Source organism: Candidatus Nitrosotalea sp. FS (assembly GCF_011319475.1).
Classification (GTDB): domain Archaea; phylum Thermoproteota; class Nitrososphaeria; order Nitrososphaerales; family Nitrosopumilaceae; genus Nitrosotalea.
The window spans coordinates 1-3,064 of the sequence record NZ_RCMC01000124.1; the positions used below are offsets into that span (position 1 = coordinate 1).

A 3,064-nucleotide genomic window follows, 5' to 3' on the forward strand; every position below is an offset into this window, starting at 1 on the left:
GGGTCCGGCACGAACCTCTCCGCCGTCAGATCCCCTCGATTCAGATACCCTCGCCCTACTCCCACTCCTCCGATGTAGATCTCTCCCGCCACTCCCACCGGCACCGGCTCTCCTTCTCCATCCAATACGTACATCCGTACGTTCGCGATCGGCTTCCCGATCCCTCCATTCCTCCTCTCCTCCTCTCCTCCTCCTTCTCCTTTCTCCTCTCCGCCGCCGCCACTGACACCGGCCTCCATGCTCGCGCAGATCGTCGCTTCCGTCGGCCCATACGCATTGATCATCATCCGTCCCTTGCTCCACCTCTCCACCAATCCCCTCGGCGCCGCTTCTCCCGCTACCACCACCACTCCCAACGTCTCCAACTCCTCTCCCGCTTCCTCTCCTTCTCCCTCTCCCCACCCACCCAACACACTTGGCGTCACCGTCACATGCGTGATCCTCTCCTCCCTCACCTTCTCCCTCACCCTCTTCCCCTCCACCACTTCCTCCCGCTTCACCACATACAACCTTCCTCCCTGGCTCAACGCCATCACCGTCTCCCACACACTCGCGTCAAAGCTGAACGACGCCAGCTGCAGCACTCGACTCTCCCCTCTTACCCTCAGTTCCTCCCCATGCACCTGCGCCAGATTGCTCAACCCCTGATGCGCCAGCATTGCTCCTTTCGGTTTCCCCGTCGATCCCGACGTATAAATCACATACGCCAAGTGCTTAGAAGTCAGCCCCAAACTCTCACAATCGATATTGCTTTCCGGCTGCTCCTGCCACGCCGATGCTTCTCCCAGGTCCACTATCGGTACCGTAGAATTCAATCCGCTGAAGACTTCACGCAGCTGTCCTTCGGTCAGCACTACCGCCGGCGCACTATCCTCCACCATGTAGCTCAGCCGCTCTTCCGGATATCCCGGATCCAACGGCACATACGCTCCTCCTGCCTTCCACACTCCCAGCAGCCCTACCATCATCTCCAAACCTCGTTCCACGCAGATCGCCACCCGGCTCTCCGGCTTCACTCCCAACTCACGCAGATAATGCGCCAGCCGGTTGGCCCGACGGTTCAACTCTCCATAACTCAACTCCTCCCCTTCAAACACCACTGCTACTGCTTCCGGCATCCTCCTCGCCTGCTCCTCAAACAACTCATGCACGCACCGCTCGCTCTCGTACTCCCTCTTCGTCTCGTTCCACTCGTACAACAACTGCTCTCTCTCCCCTCCAGACAGGATCACCAACCGATCCACTCTCTCCCCCTCCGCCGCTCCCACCATCCCCTCCAATAACCGCCGGAAATAGCCAACGTAGCGTTCCACCGTCCCTGCCTCATACAACCCCGTCGCATATTCCAGCCCGCCTACTATCCGCTCCCCTGTCTCTCCCAACGTCAGCGTCATATCGAATTTCGCCGCTCTGCGCCCAGTCGGCTTCACTGGCCGCAACTCCAAACCCTCCAAGCTCAGCTTCTCTCGCGGTGCGTTCTGCCAGGCAAACATCACCTGAAACACTGCACTGTGCGCCAGACTCCTCGCCGGTTGCACCAACTCCACTACCTGTTCGAAGGGAATGTCCTGATTCTGTTGCGCTCCCAGCGCCTGCTCCTTCACCCTCCCCAGCAGTTCCCCTACCGTTGGTGATGACGACACATCCACTCGCAACGCCACTGTGTTCACAAAGAAGCCAATCAGATTCTCGATCTCCGCTCGTCCCCGGTTCGCTACCGGTGACCCAATCACCACATCCGTTTGTCCCGTCAGTCTTCCCAGCAACGCTGCCCATCCCCCCAGCAACGTCATATATAAGGTTGTCCCGTGACGGCGGCTCAGCTCCTTCAGCCCTCGGCTTAGCTCTTCGTCCAGCACCACTTGTACCGTAGCTCCAGACAAGTCCTGCTCCGCCGGTCGCGCACGATCCGTTGGCATCTCCAGCAACACCGGAATTCCCGCCAGCTCTCTCTTCCAGTACTCCCCCTGCTTCTGCAGGATCTCCCCCTCAATCCACTTCCGCTGCCACACCGCATAGTCGGCATACTGAATCTCTAGCAGTGGAAGAGTGTCTGGCATCCCCTCTCACCCCCGCGCTATACAACCCACTCAACTCCTGAATCAGTATCCCGGTCGACCATCCATCCGACACGATGTGATGCATCGTGATCAGCAGCACATATTCGTCTTCCTCTATCTGTAGCAATCGCCCACGGATCAGTGGACCCGACTCCAGATCGAACGATCTTCCAGCCTCCTCCATCATCATTCGCTCAAGCTCATCCTGCATGCCACTGGACTGACGCAGGTCTTCTTCCACNATCGGCTCTCTTCCGCCGCAGCGATCCGCTGCACCGCCTGCTCTTCCACAAAAGCAAACGTCGTACGCAACGCTTCATGCCGCTCGACGATCCTATCTAGCGCACCGCGCAGCGTTTCTCGGTCCAACTTGCCCTTCAGCCCTACCCCAAACGGTATGTGATAGGCTTCGCTGACTCCACGCATCTGCGCCAGAAACCACAACCGCTGCTGCGCAAATGACAACGGAATTCGCTCACTACGCTCCGCCCGCCGGATCGGCGGCAACTCCGTCTGCGCCGCACTGCCCAAAATCCCGGCCAGATCCGCCAGCACTGGATGTGCGAACAGATCCCGGATCGCCACCTCCACTCCCAAAGCCTGCCTCAACCGCGTCACCACCCGCACCGCCAGCAGCGAATGACCGCCGAGCGCAAAAAAGTTGTCGCCTCGTCCTATGCTCTTCGCCTTTAGGAGCTCNGCCCAGATCCCTGCCAGCTGTGTTTCAATCTCACCTTGCGGCGCTTCGTACTCCCGCACTCCATACGCATCGCTCTCCGGCGCTGGCAACACCTTCCTGTCCAACTTCCCGTTCGGCGTCAGCGGCAACGCCTCCATTCGCACATACGCTGCCGGCACCATGTAATCAGGCAATCTCGCCGAAAGATGCGTGCGCAGTTCCTCTGCCCCAACCGTTCCTTCCACATCACCTCGGCTGGTGTAATACGCCACTAGTCGCTTGTCCCCAGGCACGTCTTCTCGCGCTATCACCACCGCTTCTCGTA

The 3,064-nt window shown here is 59.4% G+C and carries 2 protein-coding genes and 2 pseudogenes; all 4 read right to left on the reverse strand.

The window, feature by feature from the left end:
• Window positions 1-2,060 (reverse strand): amino acid adenylation domain-containing protein (locus DYY66_RS04520; protein ID WP_166286593.1); only part of this gene is annotated, 2,060 nt, incomplete at its 3' end.
• Window positions 1,990-2,301: condensation domain-containing protein (locus tag DYY66_RS04525; RefSeq protein WP_218583607.1), on the reverse strand; the 312-nt coding region annotated here is incomplete at its 5' end. The genes DYY66_RS04520 and DYY66_RS04525, both read right to left, overlap by 71 nt.
• Window position 2,302: 1 nt before the next feature.
• Window positions 2,303-2,759 (reverse strand): annotated as a pseudogene (locus DYY66_RS16040) (condensation domain-containing protein); the annotation flags it as partial.
• A gap of 1 nt (window position 2,760) precedes the next feature.
• Window positions 2,761-3,053: pseudogene (locus tag DYY66_RS16045) on the reverse strand (hypothetical protein); the annotation flags it as partial.
• Window positions 3,054-3,064 lie beyond the last annotated feature (11 nt).